The sequence below is a fragment of the Azospirillum aestuarii genome, assembly GCF_016632405.1.
In the GTDB taxonomy this organism is placed as follows: domain Bacteria; phylum Pseudomonadota; class Alphaproteobacteria; order Azospirillales; family Azospirillaceae; genus Azospirillum; species Azospirillum aestuarii.
This window is the reverse complement of the sequence record NZ_JAEPIV010000005.1, coordinates 206,376-223,033: the sequence shown is the minus strand read 5'-3', so window position 1 is coordinate 223,033 and position 16,658 is coordinate 206,376. Positions and strand designations below refer to the sequence as shown.

Annotated in this window: 20 protein-coding genes; 12 read left to right on the top strand and 8 right to left on the bottom strand. The window is 68.8% G+C overall.

The genetic code is table 11. The features are described 5' to 3' along the window. Nucleotides 1-6: 6 nt before the first annotated feature. Nucleotides 7-990, bottom strand: coding sequence for an SDR family NAD(P)-dependent oxidoreductase (locus JJL56_RS13460; protein ID WP_145626094.1), 984 nt, complete (start codon nt 988-990; stop codon nt 7-9). 191 nt (nt 991-1,181) lie between these two features. Between JJL56_RS13460 and JJL56_RS13455 the strand changes: the two genes are divergently transcribed. From JJL56_RS13455 to JJL56_RS13440, 4 genes are all read left to right on the top strand, one after another. After that, complete coding sequence (locus JJL56_RS13455) at nt 1,182-1,520, top strand: hypothetical protein (protein ID WP_014240524.1); 339 nt, start codon at nt 1,182-1,184, stop codon at nt 1,518-1,520. Nucleotides 1,521-1,537: 17 nt separating this feature from the next. After that, on the top strand, nt 1,538-3,517 hold the full coding sequence (asnB, locus tag JJL56_RS13450) for an asparagine synthase (glutamine-hydrolyzing) (RefSeq protein WP_200485388.1): 1,980 nt from the start codon (nt 1,538-1,540) through the stop codon (nt 3,515-3,517). Further along, the gene (locus JJL56_RS13445) at nt 3,514-3,660 is read left to right on the top strand and encodes a hypothetical protein (RefSeq protein WP_200485387.1); all 147 of its coding nucleotides are present in this window, start codon (nt 3,514-3,516) and stop codon (nt 3,658-3,660) included. The genes asnB and JJL56_RS13445 overlap by 4 nt, the downstream gene beginning before the upstream one ends. A gap of 92 nt (nt 3,661-3,752) precedes the next feature. Then, on the top strand, nt 3,753-4,682 hold the full coding sequence (locus tag JJL56_RS13440; RefSeq protein ID WP_200485386.1) for a DMT family transporter: 930 nt from the start codon (nt 3,753-3,755) through the stop codon (nt 4,680-4,682). Here the strand turns inward: JJL56_RS13440 and JJL56_RS13435 are convergent. Further along, nucleotides 4,651-5,130: a GNAT family N-acetyltransferase gene (locus tag JJL56_RS13435; RefSeq protein ID WP_345772575.1), complete on the bottom strand. Its 480-nt coding sequence runs from the start codon at nt 5,128-5,130 to the stop codon at nt 4,651-4,653. The two genes, JJL56_RS13440 and JJL56_RS13435, sit on opposite strands and share 32 nt — an antisense overlap. 232 nt (nt 5,131-5,362) lie before the next feature. On the opposite strand from JJL56_RS13435, the gene murA reads away from it, so the two are divergent. The 4 genes from murA to JJL56_RS13415 all read left to right on the top strand — a co-directional run bounded on the left by murA (nt 5,363) and on the right by JJL56_RS13415 (nt 8,711). Next, nucleotides 5,363-6,655 (top strand): UDP-N-acetylglucosamine 1-carboxyvinyltransferase, encoded by a 1,293-nt coding sequence (gene murA / locus JJL56_RS13430; RefSeq protein ID WP_200485385.1) that lies wholly within the window; start codon nt 5,363-5,365, stop codon nt 6,653-6,655. 44 nt (nt 6,656-6,699) lie between these two features. Further along, a complete protein-coding gene (locus tag JJL56_RS13425) occupies nt 6,700-7,164 on the top strand; it encodes a DUF2948 family protein (protein ID WP_145626091.1) in 465 nt (154 codons plus the stop codon). 13 nt (nt 7,165-7,177) lie between these two features. After that, nucleotides 7,178-7,597, top strand: a complete 420-nt coding sequence (locus tag JJL56_RS13420; RefSeq protein WP_200485384.1) for an OsmC family protein — start codon at nt 7,178-7,180, stop codon at nt 7,595-7,597. An 82-nt stretch (nt 7,598-7,679) separates the two neighbouring features. After that, complete coding sequence (locus tag JJL56_RS13415; RefSeq protein WP_200485383.1) at nt 7,680-8,711, top strand: SDR family oxidoreductase; 1,032 nt, start codon at nt 7,680-7,682, stop codon at nt 8,709-8,711. Nucleotides 8,712-8,724: 13 nt separating this feature from the next. Here JJL56_RS13415 and sugE read toward each other — a convergent pair whose 3' ends face one another. The 5 genes from sugE to JJL56_RS13390 all read right to left on the bottom strand — a co-directional run bounded on the left by sugE (nt 8,725) and on the right by JJL56_RS13390 (nt 11,624). After that, complete coding sequence (gene sugE, locus JJL56_RS13410) at nt 8,725-9,042, bottom strand: quaternary ammonium compound efflux SMR transporter SugE (protein ID WP_145626089.1); 318 nt, start codon at nt 9,040-9,042, stop codon at nt 8,725-8,727. A gap of 141 nt (nt 9,043-9,183) precedes the next feature. Next, nucleotides 9,184-9,357 (bottom strand): hypothetical protein, encoded by a 174-nt coding sequence (locus JJL56_RS13405; protein WP_186452937.1) that lies wholly within the window; start codon nt 9,355-9,357, stop codon nt 9,184-9,186. Nucleotides 9,358-9,440: 83 nt separating this feature from the next. Beyond that, nucleotides 9,441-9,986 carry a hypothetical protein gene (locus JJL56_RS13400; RefSeq protein ID WP_200485382.1) on the bottom strand — a complete coding sequence of 182 codons (546 nt, stop codon included), beginning with the start codon at nt 9,984-9,986 and terminating at the stop codon, nt 9,441-9,443. After that, on the bottom strand, nt 9,983-10,555 hold the full coding sequence (locus JJL56_RS13395; protein ID WP_200485381.1) for a hypothetical protein: 573 nt from the start codon (nt 10,553-10,555) through the stop codon (nt 9,983-9,985). Before JJL56_RS13395 ends, JJL56_RS13400 begins: the two co-directional genes overlap by 4 nt. Nucleotides 10,556-10,574: 19 nt before the next feature. Then, nucleotides 10,575-11,624, bottom strand: a complete 1,050-nt coding sequence (locus JJL56_RS13390; RefSeq protein WP_200485380.1) for a hypothetical protein — start codon at nt 11,622-11,624, stop codon at nt 10,575-10,577. A gap of 228 nt (nt 11,625-11,852) precedes the next feature. Here JJL56_RS13390 and JJL56_RS13385 point away from each other — a divergent pair, with 228 nt between their 5' ends. From JJL56_RS13385 to JJL56_RS13370, 4 genes are all read left to right on the top strand, one after another. After that, entirely contained in the window at nt 11,853-13,628 is a 1,776-nt protein-coding gene (locus JJL56_RS13385; RefSeq protein WP_200485379.1) for an ATP-binding response regulator, read from the top strand. Between the two features lie 169 nt (nt 13,629-13,797). Further along, nucleotides 13,798-14,349, top strand: a complete 552-nt coding sequence (locus JJL56_RS13380; protein ID WP_145626084.1) for a SiaB family protein kinase — start codon at nt 13,798-13,800, stop codon at nt 14,347-14,349. 8 nt (nt 14,350-14,357) lie between these two features. Then, on the top strand, nt 14,358-14,774 hold the full coding sequence (locus JJL56_RS13375) for a DUF1987 domain-containing protein (RefSeq protein WP_345772574.1): 417 nt from the start codon (nt 14,358-14,360) through the stop codon (nt 14,772-14,774). Continuing rightward, entirely contained in the window at nt 14,771-15,820 is a 1,050-nt protein-coding gene (locus JJL56_RS13370; RefSeq protein WP_145626082.1) for a sensor histidine kinase, read from the top strand. The genes JJL56_RS13375 and JJL56_RS13370 overlap by 4 nt, the downstream gene beginning before the upstream one ends. 22 nt (nt 15,821-15,842) lie before the next feature. On the opposite strand, the gene JJL56_RS13365 is transcribed toward JJL56_RS13370, so the two are convergent. Continuing rightward, nucleotides 15,843-16,574, bottom strand: a complete 732-nt coding sequence (locus JJL56_RS13365) for a response regulator transcription factor (RefSeq protein WP_145626081.1) — start codon at nt 16,572-16,574, stop codon at nt 15,843-15,845. Nucleotides 16,575-16,658: the final 84 nt, after the last annotated feature.

The following is a 16,658-nucleotide window of genomic DNA, read 5'->3' as shown; positions in this document are numbered from 1 at the left end:
TGGACCTCAGGCAATGCCGTGATAGTCCTTGTACCACGCGATGAAGCGGGGCAGGCCGACGTCGATCGGTGTCTTCGGCTCATAGCCCAGGTCGCGGCGGCTCGCCTCGATGTCGGCGGTGGTTTCCGGCACGTCGCCCATCTGCAAGGGCTCCATCACCTTCACCGCCTCGCGGCCCAGCGACTCCTCGATGATGCCGATGAAGCGCATCAGGTCCTCGGTCCGGTTGTTGCCGAGGTTGTAGACGGTGTGCGGCGCGCCGTTGGCGTCGGGTTTCGCCGGATGGTCCAGCGCCGCCAGGACGCCCGCCGCGATGTCCTCGACGAAGGTGAAGTCGCGCTTCATCCGGCCCTCGTTGAAGACGCGGATCGGGCGGCCCGCCATGATCGCTTCGGCGAACAGGTAGGCGGCCATGTCCGGACGCCCCCACGGGCCGTACACGGTGAAGAAGCGCAGGCCGGTCGCCGGAAACTTGTAGAGGTGGCAGTAGGCGTAGGTCATCATCTCCGCCGCCTTCTTCGTCGCGGCGTAGATCGACATGGGGGAGTCGACGCGGTCCTCCACCGAGAAGGGCATTTTCTTGTTGGCGCCGTAGACGGAGGAGGTGGAGGCGTAGACGAAATGCTTCAACTTCGGCATGCGCCGTGCCGCTTCGAGCATCGCCACCTGCCCGGTGACGTTGGCGTCCACATAGGCGTAGGGGTTCTCCAGCGAATAGCGCACGCCGGCCTGGGCAGCCAGATGCACGACGCCGGTCGCCTCCGCGAAGTCGGGGGCCAGCGCCTCGATGGCGGCGCGGTCGGAGACGTCGGCCTTGACGAAGCGGAAGCCGGGGCGGGCGGCGAGGCGGGCCAGCCGCGCCTCCTTCAACGCCACGGAATAGTAGTCGTTGAGGTTGTCGATCCCCAACACCGTCTCGCCGCGATCCAGCAGGGCCGCCGCGACGTGCGAGCCGATGAAACCGGCCGCGCCGGTGACCACGATCGTCATATCCACCATCCTTGACCGGCCCGCGCCGGCCAGACGCTTGCCTCAAACGTAACGCGCGCGCGTCAACAGCCCGTCTTATGCCCGAGCCGATGCCGGGATGCCAGCCCGCAAACGGCGCCCGCCGCTTGACAGGCGCCGGGCGCACCCGATCTACTGCCGCAACCTTAATCACGTTGCCGAGCCGGACATCCATGCCGCCGAAGAAGAATCCCGCGAACCTCAACCCGCTTCAGCTCAAGACGCTGACCCTCCTTCAGGAACTCGCCCGTCTGGAGCAGAAGCCGGTCGAGGGCGAGGAGGGGGCCTTCCAGGTCACCAACCTGCCGCACGCCCATGGCAACCACTTCCATCTGGGCAGCGCGGTCGTCGCCTCCCGCGACGCCACCGGCCTGACCAACGAGGCCGTCTGGACCATTCTTGAGCGCAAAGGCATGCTGCGCCGCGATGCCGGTTACGGCGTCGTGACCGCCGAGGGCATGGCCTACGAGACGGGCCTGCGCGACAGCATCCTGCACCGTTCCGACCACTAAGGACGGGGTTTCGCGCCGTGTGCGGCATCTGCGGCTTTCTGGCCGGTCCCGGCTCCGGATCGGGCCCCGAGTCCGGCCTTGAGGCCGCAGCGCGGCGCATGGCCGACACCATCGCCCACCGCGGCCCCGACGGGGACGGCGTGTGGGCCGATGGCGAGGCCGGGATCGCGTTCGGCCACCGGCGGCTCGCCATCGTCGAGCTGTCGCCGCTGGGCCGCCAGCCGATGGAGTCGGCGGACGGGCGCTGGGTGATCGCCTACAACGGCGAGATCTACAATTTCCAGGACCTGCGGGCGGAACTCGAAGCCGCCGGCCACCGGTTCCGCGGCCATTCGGACACCGAAGTGCTGCTGGAGGGCTGCGCCGCCTGGGGCGTCGAGTGCACCGTGCGCCGTCTGGTCGGCATCTTCGCCTTCGCCCTGTGGGACCGCCGCGAGCGCACGCTCCACCTCGTCCGCGACCATCTGGGGGTGAAGCCGCTCTACTGGGCGCGGATGGGCGGGGCGTTGCTGTTCGGCTCCCAGCCCAAGGCGTTGCGCGCCCATCCGGCCTTCGCGGCGGAGATCGACCGCGACGCGCTGTCCGCCTATCTGCGTTTCAGCTACGTTCCGGCGCCGTACAGCATCTACCAGGGCGTCCATAAGCTGGAGCCGGGGAGCATCCTGACTGTCCGTCCGGGGCGCGAACCCGAGCGCACCGTCTATTGGGACGCCGGTGCGGCGGCACGGGCCGGCATTGCCGACCGGCTGTCGCTGTCCGACGCCGACGCGACGGACGCGCTGGAAGCGCTGCTGAAGGACGCGGTCGGGCGGCAGATGATGGCCGACGTGCCGCTGGGCGCCTTCCTGTCCGGAGGGATCGACAGTTCCATCGTCGTCGCGCTGATGCAGGCGCAGAGCGCGCGGCCCGTGCGCACCTTCACCATCGGTTTCGGCGAGGACGGCTACGACGAGGCGGTTCACGCCCGTGCGGTCGCCGCCCATCTCGGCACCGAGCACACCGAGCTTCGGGTGGAGGCCCGCCACGCGCTGGAGGTCATCCCCAAGCTCGCCGACTGGTACGACGAGCCTTTCGCCGACAGCTCGCAGATCCCGACGCTGCTGGTGTCGGAGATGACGCGGCGCTCCGTCACCGTAGCGCTGTCCGGCGACGGCGGGGATGAGCTGTTCGCCGGCTACAACCGCTATCTCACGGCGCCCGCCCTGTGGCGGCGCATGGCGACCCTTCCCTCCGGTCTGCGGCGCGGCGCCGCCGGGCTGATCCGCGCCGTCCGGCCCGCCGGATGGGACGCGCTGGCCGGGATGATCCCCGAAGGGCGGCGCCCGCGCCAGACCGGCGACAAGCTGCACAAGCTGGCCGGGGTGCTGGACGCCGCCGGGCCGGACGCCATCTACCGCCGTCTGGTCAGCCAGTGGCAGGACCCCGATGCGCTGGTCCGCGACGGGCGGGAGCCTCATGGCCCGGCCTGGGACGACGGGCTGGCCGCGGGCATCCCCGATTTCGTCGAGCGCATGCAGCATCTCGACAGCGTCACCTATCTGCCGGACGACATCCTGGCGAAGGTGGACCGCGCCAGCATGGGCGTGTCGCTGGAGGCGCGCGTGCCGCTGCTCGACCATCGGGTGGTGGAGTTCGCCTGGCGTGTGCCGCAATCGCAGAAGCTGCGCGACGGCAAGGGCAAGTGGCTGCTGCGCCAAGTGCTTTACCGCCATGTCCCGCCGGCCCTGGTGGAGCGGCCCAAGGCCGGCTTCGCCATTCCGCTGGACGGTTGGCTGCGCGGCCCGCTGCGCGACTGGGCGGAGGATCTGCTGGACGAGGGGCGGTTGCGCCGGGAGGGCTTCTTCGACCCGGCGCCGATCCGCGCCTGCTGGGCGGAGCATCTCGCCGGGACCCGCAACAACCAGCACCGGCTCTGGAACGTGCTGATGTTCCAGGATTGGAACCGCCGCTGGGGCAGCGCCGCCGCCCCGGCCCCGCTTGCCGCGAGCGCCGCATGACGACCGACGAGACGACCAAGACTCCCGCCGCCCCGCCGAAAAAGGACGACAAGCAGGACCGGCTCGCCGCCCGGCTGCGCGAGAACCTGCGCAAGCGCAAGGAGCAGGCGCGCGGGCGGGAGAAGGACGGCCAGCCGGGCTGACCGTCACGGGCCGGTGACGCATTTGCCGCATCGGTTCGGAGTTGGTCACACGGTATCGTTGCCGCCGATCCGGAACGGGGCAGGGCAGGGCCATGGCGGTTGAGTCGGCGCGGGCGCGCCTGTGGGGCTATGGCTGCATCGTCGCCTCCGCCCTGCTGTTCGGCGTGGCCGGGACGGCGGCCAAGATGATGTTCGTCGCCTCGATGCCGCCGCTGGTCATGATCGCGGTGCGCGCCATGGTGTCCGCCGCCGTGCTGGCCCTGATCATGCTGGCGCTCGGCCGGCCGATCCGGGTGCGGCGGGCGGACCTGCACTTCCTGTCGGAGCTGGCGGTCTGGCTGACGCTGGTCAACCTGACCTTCTTCTACGCCATCGCCCTGACCAACGTGGCGCTGGCGCTGATGCTGGAATACACCGCGCCCATGCTGATCGTAGCCGCCGGGCTGCTGCTCGGCACCCACCGGATGAACCGGGTGGTCGCGCTGATCCTGGCGGGCAACGCCGCCGGCTGTTTCCTGCTGGTCGGCGCCTACGACCCGGCCCTGTGGTCGGGCAACGCGCTGGGGGCGGCGGTGGGGATGCTCTGCGCCGTGTCCTTCGCCGCCTACAACGTCCGCTGTGCTCACGGTCACCGGCGGGGGCTGGACAGCTGGTCGATGACCTTCTGGCCCTTCTTCCTGTCGGCGCTGTTCTGGCTGCTCGCCACTCCAGCCATTGATTACGAGGCGGTCGAGGTGACTTGGGAGACGGTGGGGTTCGTGCTGTTCATCGGCGTCTTCGGCACGGTGGCGCCCTACTGGCTCTATCTGGAGGGGCTGAAGACCATCGAGCCGTTCCCGGCGACGGTGATCGGCATGCTCGATCCCGTCTTCGCCGGGGTCACGGCCTTCCTGCTGCTGGGCGAGAGCTTCGAGCCGCCGCAGCTGGCCGGGATGGCTGTGGTCTGCGCGGTGATCGTCTTCCTGAAGCGCAACGAGTCCGCCGTGCAGGCTATTCCCCGTCCCGCCGCAGAGCCTTCCTGAGCCAGATCTGCGTGTGCCCCGGCGGGTAGCCCTCCATCTCCGCCCACACCTCGTAGCCCTGCTTGCGGTAGAAGCCCGGCGCCTGGAAATCGTAGGTGTAGAGGCGCGACCAGCGGCAGCCGCGCTTCACCGCCTCCTCCTCCGCGGCGGCGAGCAGGCGGGCGCCGAGCCCGCCGCCGCGCCGGCCGTCATGGACCCACAGATAGTCCACATACAGCCATTCCCAGTTCGTGTAGCCGGTCAGCCCGGCCATCAGCGCCCCGTCCGCGTCACGGACGGTCGCCAGGACGTCCCGCAGGTCGTAAGGGGCGGTGAAGCGCTCGTTGAAGGCGCGCAGTTCGCCGTGGATCTGCTTCACCTCGTCCGGGTCGAGCCGCCCGGAGAGGGAGAAGGTCAGCCCGGCCATCATGCTGTCCTGGGTGTTGTCCCGGGCGCTGTCCTGTGTCACGCGGTCGATCCTTTCAATTGCGGCGGGAGAAGGGCTTCCATGAGAAAAAGCCTCAATTCCTTCCCTTGAGCGCGCCCGCATGCTCCGCTACAACGCCTGACAGATTCAATCCCCGTAAGACCCGAGGAGTCCGCCGACGATGGGCCTGTCGCCGGACCTTCGGACCCGCATGATGGCCTAATCCGCCGGGCTTCGGCCTTTTCGACAGCATCTGACCGGACAAGACAGCTTCATGGACAAGATCCGCATCCGCGGCGGCAAGCCCCTTCACGGGTCGATCACGGTCGGCGGCGCCAAGAACGCGGCGCTGCCCCTGATGACCGCGGCGCTCCTCACCGACGGGACGCTGACGCTCACCAACCTGCCGATCCTCGCGGACATCAACACGCTGTGCAACCTGCTGCTCCAGCACGGCGTCGCGATCCACATGGCCGGGGCGGGCGGGGATTGCGCCGGCCGCGTGGTGGAGTTCACCGCGCGCGACATCACCAACACCACGGCCCCCTACGACCTCGTCCGCAAGATGCGGGCGAGCGTCCTGGTGCTCGGCCCGCTGCTTGCCCGCTGCGGCGAGGCCAAGGTGTCGCTTCCCGGCGGCTGCGCCATCGGCGCGCGCCCGGTGGACCTGCACATCAAGGGCCTGGAGGCCATGGGGGCGGACATCCGCATCGAGGGCGGCTACATCGTCGCCAAGGCGCCGCCGGGCGGCCTGCGCGGTGCCGAATATGTGTTCCCCAAGGTATCGGTGGGCGCCACCGAGAACCTGCTGATGGCCGCCACGCTGGCCCGCGGCACCACCGTGCTGGTCAACGCCGCCCGCGAGCCGGAGGTCAGCGACCTCGCCGACTGCCTCGTCAAGATGGGCGCCAAGATCACCGGCATCGGCACCGACCGGCTGACCATCGTCGGCGTCGACCGGCTGAACGGCGCCCGCCACATGGTGGTGCCGGACCGCATCGAGACCGGCACCTACGCCATGGCGGCGGCGATGACCGGCGGCACGCTGGACATCCTGAACACCCGCCTGGACCTGATCAAGGCGGCGGTGACCGCCCTGGTCCCGGCGGGCGTGGAGTTCACGGAGATCGAGAATGGAATCCGGGTGTCCCGCGCCAACGGCGAGCTGGTCGGCGTGGACGTGATGACCGAGCCCTATCCCGGCTTCCCCACCGACCTTCAGGCCCAGATGATGGCCCTGATGTGCATGGCCAGGGGTGCAGGCATGATCACCGAGACCATATTTGAGAATCGGTTCATGCACGCGCCCGAGCTGACCCGCATGGGAGCCCGCATCACGGTGCACGGTTCCTCCGCCCTCGTCCGGGGTGTGGAGCGTTTGACCGGCGCGCCCGTTATGGCGACGGATCTCCGCGCGTCGGTGTCGCTGGTTCTGGCCGGTCTTGCGGCGGAAGGGGAGACGACGGTCAACCGCGTCTATCACCTCGACCGCGGCTATGAGCGGCTGGAGGAGAAGCTGGCGGCTTGCGGCGCGGACATCGAACGCATCCGGGCGGAGGACGACTGACGGCGTCCTGCGCCCGCTCAGCCGTCCACAGCGAAGGGAAGCTCATGACCGCCACGCCGATCCGCCTGCGCGCCCAGGATGCCGAGGATCTGAAAGTCGTCTCCGCCTGCCTGCAGGACGCCATCCTGCCGATCGGCGACATGTGCTTCCTGCCCGAAGAGTCGCGCTTCGTGCTGGTGGCCAACCGTTTCAAGTGGGAGACGGCGGACCGGCGGCGCCCCGGCCCCACCGCCGACGACGACCACCTGAACCCCTTCGAGCGCGTCAATTGCGGCGTGCGCATCGAGGGGGTGACAGCGGTCAAGCTGCGTGGCCTCGATGTGAGGGACCGGGCGCAAATCCTGGAACTGCTCTCCGTCGAGGCGGCGGAGGGCGCCCTGGTCCTGAATTTCGCCGGCGGCGCCTGCATCCGGCTGGAAAGCCCGTCCTGGACCTGCTTCGTGGAGGACCTGGGGGAACCCTGGCCGACCGGCTGCAAGCCCTGCCATCCATTGGAAGACGAACAATAATCGGGAGACCGCCATGAAGGCGCGGGTGAAGTGGGTTGATGGGCGGATGTTCGTCGGCGAGTCCGGCAGCGGCCACGCCGTGGTCATGGACGGCGCGCCGGAGGCGGGCGGGCGCAACCTGGGCATCCGTCCCATGGAGATGCTGCTGATCGGCATGGGCGGCTGCACCGGCTTCGACGTGGTGATGATCCTGGAGAAGGGCCGTCAGGCCATCACCGACTGCGTGGCCGAGATCGAGGCCGAGCGCGCCGAGACCGACCCCAAGGTCTTCACGAAGATCCACGTCCATTTCGTGGTCACCGGGCGCGGCCTGGACCCGGCGAAGGTGGAGCGCGCCATCGCCCTGTCGGCGGAGAAATACTGCTCCGCCTCGATCATGCTGGGCGCCACCGCCGCGATCAACCACGATTTCGAGATCGTCGAGGCGCCGTAAGCGTAACGGTGGAGGAACCGGCGGGCTCCGGGCGGGTTGGGACAGCGTCGATGCTCGTCCCAGCCAACGGAGCCCCGCCGCCATGCCCACCAATCCTGTTGCCGGCCGGAACCGGCCCGTCGTCGTCGTCACCGGAGCGTCCGCCGGGGTCGGGAGGGCGACGGCGCTTGCCTTCGGGCGGGAATGGGGTGCGGCGGTCGGGCTGATCGCCCGCTCCCGCGCCGCGCTGGAGGAGGTGGCGGCGGAGATCGAGCGGCTCGGCGGCACGGCGCTGGTGCTGCCCGCCGACGTGGCTGACGCCGACGCGGTGGAAGCCGCCGCCGAGCAGGTCGAGCGGGCGCTCGGCCCCATCGACGTCTGGGTCAACAACGCCATGGTGACGGTGTTCGGGCGCATCCGCGACCTGACGCCAGAGGAAATCCGGCGGGTGACCGAGGTGACCTATCTCGGCTCCGTCCACGGCACGCTGGCGGCGCTGCGCCGTATGCTGCCGCGCGACCGCGGCCTCATCCTCCAGGTCGGGTCGGCGCTGGCCTACCGGTCCATCCCGCTCCAGGCCGCCTATTGCGGGGCCAAGAGCGCCATCCGCGGCTTCATCGACAGCCTGCGCTCGGAACTCATCCACGACGGCAGCCGCGTTCGGGTGACGATGGTCCATCTGCCCGCCGTCAACACCCCGCAGTTCGACTGGGCGCGCAGTCACATGCCGCACCGGGCGAAGCCGGTCGGCGCCATCTTCGACCCCGACGACATCGGCCGCGCCATCGTCCGGGCCGCGGCGGACCCGAAGCGGGAACACTGGTTGGGCTTCACCACCGCCGAGGCGATCCTCGGAACGCAGGCGCTTCCCGCCTACGCCGATTACCGGGCGGCCTTCACCGCCTTCGAAGGGCAGGAGACGGAGGAGGCGGAAGCGCCCGGCCGGCCCGACAACCTGTTCGAACCGGTGTCCGGCCTGCACCGCACGCACGGGCGCTTCACCGGGCAGGAGGAGCGCCTGTCGCTGAACACCACGGGAACCGCGGCGCGCGGCTTCGCCTTCCTCGCCGGCCTCGCGGTGGTCGGGGGGATCGGCTACGCCGCGCGGGCGGCCCTGCGGAAGGAGCGCGCCTGATGGCGGCGATGGGTCAGGGCGTGATCAGCTTCAGCCCGAGGATGCCCGCCACGATCAGCGCGATGCAGCCGAGCCGCAGGATGTCGGCGGATTCCCCGTAGAGCAGGATGCCCAGGATGACCGTGCCGACCGTCCCGATGCCGGTCCACACGGCATAGGCGGTACCAAGTGGCAATGACTTCAGCGCCATCCCCAGCAGGGCGAGGCTGACGACCATCGAGGCGACGGTCAGCGCGGTGGGAATGGGACGGGTGAAGCCTTCCGTCTGCTTCAGGCCGACGGCCCAGCCGATCTCGAACAGGCCGGCGAAGAACAGGATGACCCAGGACACGGAACACCTCCGATGGATTGGAGGCAGGGTCGTCCCCGCCGAACTCCCCACGCCCGACTCGGGGGTGCCATGGTCGGGCGTGCCGTGGTGAGGTCGTCCTCACGGGAAGGCGACCGGGATATAGGGATGCGGGTTGCCCGGTCAAGCCCCGTCCCAGCGATGGCCGCTGTCGGTCTCGCACAGCACGGCGATCTCGCGGCGGGGACAGCGGCGGTCGTCCAGAGGCAGGAACGCGAGGCTGGGCTCGGGGCGCTCGCGGGTCGCCGGCTGTGACGGGGGTGGGGGCTGAGGGTGGAATGCGCTGCGTCGGGTCATGGCGGTCACCAGGGCGGGAGGGGCGTTCGATCCACTCTAGCCCTGGTGTTCTCGCCCCGCTGTGGTGGGGCTCACAGGGCGGGTCACGCCCGTTTGCGCTCCGCTGCGTCCTTGGGCAGGAACAGGCGGCAGGTCAGGACCGGCCCGATCTCGTAGCCGTTCACGCGTGGAAAGCGCTGGGCGACGCGGTCCAGCGCCTCCTTCTGGTTGGCCGCGACGATCAGGTAGGCCCGCCCGTCGCGCCAGGAAGCGGCCATGGCGGCGCTGGTGTAGAGCGCGTCCGGGGCGCGGCGCACCGCCACCTCCCAGATTGTTCCGGGCCGTGCCTCCAGCCGGTCGAAGACGTGGAAAAGCTCCATCGGCGCCTGCTGGACCGCGTCGAGCTGCCGTTCCAGTACCTCGGCCTGCCGCTTCGCCTCGGCCAGCGTCTCCTCCAGGCCGCCCAGCTTCCCGCGGGTCGTCTCCAGCGTCTTCCGGGCCTCCTGGACGCTTTGCTCGATGGTCCGGATATCCTTGTCGGCAGTGGCCAATTCGTCGCGCGCCGCGCGGACGCGGCGTTCGCCCATCCGGTTCACCAGCACGCTGGCCGCCAGAATCAGCAGCGCCGCGTAGAGGATGATCGCCGTCATGGGGAGACCGGCCGTACGCCGTCGTTGGCCCCGTTTCCGGCCGGGATCAATGGGATCGTCTCGGGCCGCGAGGACAGCACCCCGTTGCGCGCGCTGAAGGCGCGCTGAAGCATCGCGGCCGCGGCGTCCGGGGTGTCGGCCCAGATGCGGGCGATGTTCCGGCGCTCCCAGATCACCCGTGCGAACAGCATGCGCCGAGGGTCGAGGCGGGCGAAATCCGGAACGGTGCGCAACTCGCTCTCATAGCGCTGGGTGCCGCTCTGCGCGTCGCCGATTTCGTGCACCAGGGCGACCTTGGATGCCTTCACCGACGCGATCAGGCTGGTCAGGCGCCCGCGCTCGGCGGTCAGCCGGTCGATGGACTCTTGCCGGGCGGCGCTTTCGGCCTGGGCATCCTCGATCTGCCGGCCGAGCGTGGCGAGGTCGGCGGTCAGGGCGTCCAGCTTCCGCCGCACCAGCGCCTTGCGGCTGCTGGTGGCGGTCATGCGGGACGCCTCATAGACGATGGCGAGGCCGAGGGCGCCGACGCAGAGGACCAGCACGGCGAAGGCGAAGGTGTCCATGTTCATCGCGTCATCATCCGAACCATCAGCGTCCGCCCAATCCGCCGCCCAGTCGGCCAGCCGATGCGCCGGTCGCGCCCATCACCCCGGACAGGGCCGGACCGCCGCCGAGCGGAGGCATCTCCACAACGCCGCCATCCGTCTCCTCCGTGTGCGCCGTCAGCCAGGCGGCGGCGGCATCGACCAGCGGTAGGGGCAGCAGCGCGCGAAGCGCTGCGCCGAGCAGGGGATCGCGGCGTGTGTAAAGACCGGCCACCGCGAAGAGGGCCATCGCCTCCGGCGGGACGCTGCCGTCGGCTATCGCGCCGCGCACGCAGGCCAGCAACTCGTCGATCTCCATGTCCGGCGCCCGCCCGCCCAGCGACCGCCACCCGTCGGACAGGCGCAGCGCGGCGGCCAGCGTGTCCACATCCGTGCCGTCCAAGGGACGCAGCGCAGCGACGCCACCGGGAATTGCCAGGGTGCTGGCGGCACGCATGCGATGCGTGTTGGCCTCCTCCAGGAAGTGGGCGAGCGCGGCGGGGTCGGTGCGCATCGCGTCCAGGACGGCCAGCGACCGGTCACGCAAGGTTTCGGCCCAGTCCACCATTTCCGGCGAGGCGAGGACGCGATCCAGGGCGCCGTCGGCCAGCCGGTTCTCCAGGCGGGTCTGCACGGTGACCGGCAGGTCGTTCATGCGCCGCGACAGGGCCGGCCACCAGCCGGCGGTGTCGATGACGCGAATGCAGCCGGGCAACGGGTCCGGAATGGAGAGCAGGACCGGATCGCGCAGCATCACCGGTTCCAGCCAACGCGCCCACAGGCGGCGCGTGTGGGCTCGGCGCCGGCTGGACAGCAGGCCAAGAAGCATGGTGCGCATGGGGGGGCTTGCCGGTTGCTCCGCGGTCCGCGACGAACCGGTTCGGTGATCGAAGCGCGACAGGAACCGGCGGAACGCCGCGTATCGGGCGGATGCGCCGTTCGGGTTCGTGCCGTTCAGGTCCATGCCGTCCAAGCCCCCAGCATCAAGATCGCCGCCCTTGAGATCGGCGACCCGGTAACCGCTCGTAAGATCGCCGTTGAGTTCCATGTCCATACGTGGGCCAACTCCCTCGTTTTCGGGGAGTATAAAAGATTAAGGTAATACTTGGGTATTCATCAAAGGGCAGAATGGGCGCCAATTCGCGCTAGGTGGCTCTAAAACATTGCGTTTTGTGACAATTTGATACGGCCCTGGACGGGCGGGCCTAGGTCTCGTACCGCTTTGGTGCCTTTCTGGCCGGTGATGCGGAACCATTTGAGTAGGTCGTGCGTGGAGGAGGCCATGGGCCAGGATATGGACGAAGGTCTGGACGACGAGCCGCTGTTCGGCCCCGACGACGGGTTTGCCGACGACTCCGCGGCCAACGCCCGACCGGCGGACCCCTGGCCCGTTCTGGTGGTCGACGACGATCCCCAGGTCCATACCATGACCGAGGTGCTGCTGCGCGATTTCGAGTTCGAAGGCCGGCCGTTCGAGGTGGTCAGCGCCCTGTCCGCCGCGGCCGCGCGGTCGCTGCTTCTGACGCGCCCGGACATCCCGGTGGCGCTTCTCGACGTGGTGATGGAGACGGACGACGCCGGGCTGCGTCTGGTCCGCTTCATCCGCGAGGACCTGAACAACCACCGTATGCGCATCATCCTGCGCACCGGCCAGCCGGGGCAGGCGCCGGAGCGGGACGTGGTCGTCGCCTACGACATCAACGATTACAAGGCCAAGAGCGAACTCACCGCCCAGCGCCTGTTCACCACGCTGGTCAGCGGACTGCGGGCGTGGCGCGACATCGTGACCATCGAGCGGCACCGCCAGGGTCTGGAGCGCATTCTCGCCGCCTCCGCCCCGCTGTTCGAAACCCGCTCCATGCGCACGCTGGTGGAAGAGCTGGTGGACCAGCTCAGCAAGGTCGTGGACAACAGCGGCGGCGCCGTTCTGGCCTGCCGCATGGTGGACCGCGGCGACGGCAAGACGCGGGCCACGGTGATCGCCGGCTCCAGCCGCTTCGCGCGGCTTATCGGGCGCCCCGCCTCCGACGCGCTGGAGCCCGACCTGACCGCCCAGGTGATCTCCGCCTTCGAGACCCAGCGGAGCGGTTTCGGATCGGCTCGCTGCATCCTGGCCTTCCGCACGCGGGAGCACGGGACGACGGTCTTCGCCCTGGAGCGGAGCGAGCCCTATAGCGAGGACGACCACCGGCTGCTGGAGCTGTTCTGCGCCCGTGTCATCATCGGTTTCGACAATGTGTGCCTCTATGAGGATCTGGTGGCGCTGAACCAGTCGCTGGAACGGCGCGTCGGCGAGCGGACGGCCGAGCTGGCCGCCAACCAGGCCGCTCTGGTCGCCGCCAAGGAGCGGGTGGAACGCGCGCTGGAGGCGGAGCTGGTCGCCCGCGAGCAGCAGCGTCAGTTCGTCACCATGGTCAGCCACGAATTCCGTACCCCGCTGGCCATCATCGACAGCGCGGCGCAGATGCTGACCCTGCGGGCGGAGCGGGAGACCCCGGAGTCGCTGGAGCGGCTGCGCGTCATCCGCAGCAGCGTGCAGCGCCTGACCGGACTGATCGACACGCATCTGACCGACGAAAGGCTGCAGGCCGGAACGCTGAAGGTGCAGCGGGCGGAAGTTGATCTGCCGGCGCTGCTGCGTTCGGTGACCGAACCCTTCCGCACCGCCTACCCAGGGTGCGACTTCCGCCTCGATCTCGACCGTCTGCCGCCGATGGTGATGGCCGACGGGCATCTGCTGGGAATGCTCTTCAACAACCTGCTGAACAACGCCTTCAAATACTCGGACGGCGACTGCCGCGTCACGGTGAGCGGGTGGGCCGAGGGCTGCGTGGCGGTGGTGGAGGTGGCCGACCAGGGCCGCGGCATCCCGCGGAACGAGTTGCCCCTGCTGTTCGAGCGGCATTACCGGGGGGCCGGTTCCGCGGGTGTGCCGGGAACGGGAATCGGTCTGCACACGGTGCGGCAGATCATCCTGCTGCACGGCGGATCGATCACCGCGGAAAGCACAGTCGGGCAGGGCAGCGTCTTCCGCGTCCGCCTTCCCGTGAAAGGCTGAATCCGCAACGCCGGGCTGCCGTTGTGCGCCGTGATAATTCTTCCAGCGCGGCGGACGGAAATGTAACGTGTCCATAACGAGGCCGGCGCGAACTCCGGATGCGGTCCGGAACGTTCAGACGCAACGGACGGCCTCGTCGCACTCCAACGGAAGAACCGTGGACTCCACCATGCTCGCTCAACAATATGTCGGGATCAAACGGGACCTTGACGAGAAAGGCATCATCTTCTCGTTCAGCGGCTATCTGTCCGAGGGGATACTCTATTCCCTGGGTGAGGCGTTGCGGGAAAAGATGACGTTGGAAGACACCGATGGCCCGACGGTCCGCCGGGTCTTCGCCGTCTTCGTCGAGCAGATGCAGAACATCATCCGTTATTCGGCCGAGAAGGTGACCGGCGCGCGCGAGAAGCCGGTCGAACTGAGCGCCGGCATGGTCACCATCGGCATGGAAGGCGGGAAGGTCTTCATCGTCTGCGGGAACACCGTGTACAACGCCGACGTGCCGCGCCTGCGCGAACGGCTGGAGTATCTGAAGGGCTTGGACAAGGACGCGATCAAGACCTATTACCGGGAGCAGTTGCGCGAAACCCCGGAAGAGGGCGCGCGGGGCGCCAACATCGGGCTGATCGAGATCGCGCGCCGCGCCAGCGAACCCATCGAGTACGACTTCCTCGAAATGGACGAGGGCAAGAGCTTCTTCTGCCTCAAGGCTCGGATCTGAAAGCGGCTGTGGACATCCGGACGACCATGGAATCCCTGAAATTACCCGCGACGGGCCGGACGCCCGAGGTCGATTTCGACTTCGCCCAGGGCGTGCTCCGTCTCAGCGGCGAGTCCTATCCCGACGACGTGGCGACCTTCTTCGGGCCGATCTTCGCGGCGCTCCGCGCCTTCCTGGGCGAGGCGGGCGGTCATCCCATCCGGTTCGACATGGAGCTGCTGTACTTCAACAGCTCCAGCGCGAAGGCCCTGATGAACATCTTCCAGATGCTGGAGACGGCGGCCAGCGATGGGCGCAGCATCTCCGTCACCTGGTGTTACGAGGAGAACGACGATTCCATGCAGGAATTGGGCGAGGATTTCTCCGAGGATCTGCATCACGTCGCCTTCACTTTGAAACAGATTCCCGCAGACGGGGCGTCATGACCTTCAACCTCTTCGCCGCCGAAGAGCAGGCCATCGAGCAGGCCCGCCTTCTGGGGGAGAGGCTGGGCGCCGCCGCGCCCGAACTGCGCGCCGACTTCGAGGCGCTGGTGGAGGCGTTCCAGCGCAGCACGCGCGAACAGCGCCGGCTGGTCCGGGTCAGCGACCGGCTCCAGGCGCAGCTCGGCTCCGCCAACCAGGAGCTGGAGCGCCGCCGGCAGGAGGCGGAAACCGCGCTGGCCGACCTGCGCGAAGCGCAGGAGGCGATGGTCCGCGCGGAGAAGCTGGCGTCCCTGGGCGCCCTGGTGGCCGGGGTGGCCCACGAGATCAACACGCCCGTGGGCATCGCCGTGTCCTGCGCGTCGCATTTGTCGGACGCCACGGCGCGGTTGCGCGGGCGTGCCCAGTCGGGCGAATTGAGCAAGTCGGATTTTTCCCGCTACGTCGCCACGGCGACCGACACGACGGCGCTGATCCTCACCAATTGCGAGCGGGCGGCCAAGCTGATCGCCAGCTTCAAGCAGGTGGCGGTGGACCGCGCCAGCGCCGAGCGCCGGGTCGTGCATCTCAACCGCTACATCCAGGAGACGCTGGTCAGCCTGGAACCGAAGCTCCGTCAAGGCAAGCACAGCATCATCGTGTCCTGCCCCGACGGGCTGGTGGTGGACACCTATCCGGGCGCCTTGTCGCAGATCCTGACCAATTTCGTGATGAATTCCGTCACCCACGCCTTCGTCGACGCGCATGGGGCCGAGGGGCAGGGCGGTTCCCTGTCGATCGCCGTGGACGAGCCGGAACCCGGCACCGTGCGGCTGGTCTACACCGACAACGGCCGGGGCATTCCGCCGGACCATCTGCCGCGGGTCTTCGATCCGTTCTTCACCACCCGGCGCGGCGAGGGAGGCAGCGGGCTTGGCCTGCACATCGTGCACAATCTCGCGGTCGGCGCGCTGAAGGGGACGATTTCCGTGGACAGCGCGCCGGGGCAGGGAACGCGCTTTGTCCTGACTTTCCCGAAGGACACCCCTCCGGACGACGCAGCCGCCTGAACGGCGTCAGAGCCCCCGCCGTTCAGATCACCCGGACTGGGGCTGAGAACACATAGCCCACGCCGTGGACCGACTTGACCGGGGCGGTTTCACCGATCGCGTTTTCCACCTTGTGACGCAGGCGCCCGACCACCGTGTCGATGGAACGGTCATCGGGGTTCCAGCGGCGGTTGTAGAGCGCGACGGAGATCTGGTCGCGAGTCGCCGGCTGGCGGGCCTGTCCGGCCAGCAGGGAGACCAGCTTCATCTCCATGCTGGTCAGGCTGACGCGCACGCCCGCCGGGCTGGTCAGCGCCCAGGCGGTGGCGTCCAATATCCAGTTGCCCTCGTCGGTCGCGGGCTGGCCCGAGGGCTGCGGGGCCGGCGGGGCGGCACCGCCGTTGCTCGTCTCCAGACGGCGGAGCAGGGCCTTGGCCTGGGCTTCCAGTTCACGCATTTCGACGGGCTTCACCAGATAGGCGTCGGCCCCCAGTTCCAGCCCGACCACCCGATCCACGGTGGAGCCGCGGGCGGTCACCATGATGATTCCAATGGCGGGATTCTCGCGAAGCCGCGTGGCGATCTTGAATCCGTCTTCACCCGGAAGGTTGACGTCCAGAACAACCAAGGACACCGGGCGCGACGCGATCTGTTCGTCCAGTTCGCGTCCACTCTTCGCCCCGATTGCATCGAAGCCGCAACTGCGCAGGTACTCGATCATGTCACGTCGCAGAGACGCCTCGTCCTCGACGACAACGATCGTAACGGCCGCCATCCCCTCTGCTCCCCCGTTACCGGTGCTTATTGTTCATAGGGCCGGTGTGGAAACTATATGAAGTCGAATGGTAGGTCGAGCGAC